This is a genomic window from Lapillicoccus sp. (assembly GCF_025353065.1).
Lineage (GTDB): Bacteria > Actinomycetota > Actinomycetes > Actinomycetales > Dermatophilaceae > Lapillicoccus.
Genome location: NZ_JANXRJ010000023.1, coordinates 1 through 2,244, shown reverse-complemented (window position 1 = coordinate 2,244; position 2,244 = coordinate 1). Strand labels below are relative to the sequence as shown.

The 2,244-nt window shown below is 70.2% G+C and carries 4 protein-coding genes and 1 pseudogene; 2 read left to right on the top strand and 3 right to left on the bottom strand.

The genetic code is table 11. From position 1 onward, the window contains the following. Together Q0R63_RS01550 and Q0R63_RS01545 are read left to right on the top strand one after the other, a co-directional pair. A pseudogene (locus Q0R63_RS01550) lies at positions 1–433 on the top strand (heavy metal translocating P-type ATPase); the annotation flags it as partial. 72 nt (positions 434–505) lie between these two features. Continuing rightward, entirely contained in the window at positions 506–919 is a 414-nt protein-coding gene (locus tag Q0R63_RS01545; RefSeq protein ID WP_295692977.1) for a hypothetical protein, read from the top strand. A 72-nt stretch (positions 920–991) separates the two neighbouring features. Here Q0R63_RS01545 and Q0R63_RS01540 read toward each other — a convergent pair whose 3' ends face one another. From Q0R63_RS01540 to Q0R63_RS01530, 3 genes are all read right to left on the bottom strand, one after another. Next, on the bottom strand, positions 992–1,807 hold the full coding sequence (locus Q0R63_RS01540) for a HAMP domain-containing sensor histidine kinase (protein ID WP_295692975.1): 816 nt from the start codon (positions 1,805–1,807) through the stop codon (positions 992–994). Positions 1,808–1,816: 9 nt separating this feature from the next. Further along, entirely contained in the window at positions 1,817–2,110 is a 294-nt protein-coding gene (locus tag Q0R63_RS01535; RefSeq protein WP_295692973.1) for a hypothetical protein, read from the bottom strand. Then, positions 2,107–2,244 (bottom strand): helix-turn-helix domain-containing protein (locus Q0R63_RS01530; protein ID WP_295692979.1); only part of this gene is annotated, 138 nt, incomplete at its 5' end. The genes Q0R63_RS01535 and Q0R63_RS01530, both read right to left, overlap by 4 nt.

The window sequence follows — 2,244 nt, the reverse complement described above, 5'->3', positions numbered from 1 at the left end:
GGTCAACGATGCCCCGGCCCTCGCCCAGGCCGACCTCGGCATCGCGATCGGCGCCGGCACCGACGTGGCGGTGGAAACGGCTGACGTGGTGCTGATGCGCTCTGACCCCCTCGATGTCGCGGTGGCGCTGAGGATCGGGCGGGGCACGGTGCGCAAGATGAAGCAGAACCTCGGCTGGGCGATCGGCTACAACTCCGTCGCGCTGCCGATCGCCGCCGGCGTCTTCGAACCGGCCTTCGGTCTGGTCCTGCGCCCGGAAATAGCGGCGATCACCATGGCCGGGTCCAGCTTCCTCGTCGCGTTGAACGCGCTCACCCTCAAACGACTCCGGTTGCCGAAACCCGACCCGGCCGTCCCTGACCCGGCTCCCGGCGCACCGTCACCGTCGACCGTCGAAGCCGTGGCTCTCAAGCGAGCCGTACGTGGGCACTGAGCCCGACCGGAGGCCGAACCGCACCGGCTCCGCAACTAAGAGCGGTCATGTTCCCCATCTGACAGAGGACCGGTGACCTTGGTGGCCGTCTGGCTCCTCACGGCGTGCGGCAGCGTCATCTTCCTGATCGGCGCCTACTTCATCGCGGCTCGGCCCTCCCTGCTGCCGGAGGACGCCCGATACATGGGCTCGACCGTCGAGGGTCTCATCGACGTGGTCCCTGGCCTGAGCGGATGGCTGCGCCGCGTCTTCTGGGTACTCGGGGGATTTGCCGGCACGACGGGTGTCCTGGTCGTCTACGTCGCGCAAACCTCTCTCAGTAGCAACCGTGTCAGCGGCCTCCTGGTCCCGGCGGCGGTAGGAGCGGGGTCAGTCGGTTGGATGACTGTCGTCAACTTCATGATTCGCTCCGCTTTCCGATGGGCGCTGCTCACCCTCTGCGGCCTGTGGGCGCTGGGTCTGCTGGCCGGCCTCACCGCCCGTTAGTGACCGTGTTCACGGCCCCAAGAGCGGGAGGGACGGTCCTGACTAGAGGCGGGGTCGTCGAGTGGGGCTGTCCTATCTGGTGCCGAGCCCGGGGAGGCGGACGACGAAGGTCGCCCCGGCGCCCCTTCCCGGGCTCCTAGCGGCGATGCCTCCGCCGTGGGCTTCGGTCAGGGCCCGGCTGATGGTCAGGCCGATCCCGCTGCCGCCGCGGTCGTGGGTGCGGGCAGGGTCGGCGCGGTAGAACCGGTCGAAGACGTGGGTGAGGGCCTCCGGGGCGATGCCTTCGCCGGTGTCGGTGACGGTGATCTCGACCCAACGGGAATCCGGGCTCGACGTGGTCAGGGAGACTGTCCCCCCCGCCGGGGTGTGGCGCAGTGCGTTGTCGAGCAGGTTCCCCAGGACCTGGGCCATCCGCTCGGGGTCTGCGGAAACGAGGGGGGTGTCGACGGCAGCGGTCGTCAGACGAACGCCCTTGCTGTCGAAGCCGTCCCGGGCTGTGAGGGCGGCAATCTCGACGACCGTGGCCGGGTCGGTCGGGCGCAGCGCCATCTGCAGCTGGCCCTCTTCTGCCCGTGACACGGCGGTCACGTCCTGAGCGAGCCGGCCCAGCCGTTGCGTGCTGCCGCGGAGGACGTCCAGGGTCGGGTCGTCGAGCTCGCGCACCCCGTCCTCGATGGCCTCCAGATGGGCGTCGATGGTGGCCAGCGGGGTGCGCATCTCGTGGGCCAGGTCGGCGAGCATCCGGCGTCTGGTGGTCTCCACCCCCTCGAGCCGCTGCGCGAGCTGGTTGACCGTGTCGGCGAGCTGGTCGAACTCGACGCCGAGTGCGGGGCTGGGGACCCGGGAACCGTGCCTCCCCTCCGCGATCGCGGAGGCGGCGACGGCCACGTCGAGGACCTACCGCTGTACGCGGCGGGTGAAGAACCACGTCACGGTCAGCGCGAAAACAATCGAGACGAGCAGTGCGACCGCGAGCGCGATGAGCAGCGCAGAGGCGAACGCCTCGTCGACGTGCCCGGTCTCGGCGGCGGTGTGCGCGACCCCGGCCCGCAGAAGGTGATCGCGGAAGATGCCGGGAGCGACGGCCGAGGCGACCAGCCACGTCGTCAGGGCCCCCGCCAGCAGGACCAGGGACTGTGCCGCCAGCAGTCGGGTGGCCAGCCCGGGGGTTGGTCGTCGAGCACGGGTCACCGGCCGGTTCCCATCCGGTAGCCGATGCCCCGCACGGTGCTGACGAACTTCGAGGTAGCGGCCTCGTCGTCGAGCTTGCGCCGGAGATGACCGATGTGGACGTCGACGAGGTGCTCGTCGCCGACCCAGCCCGG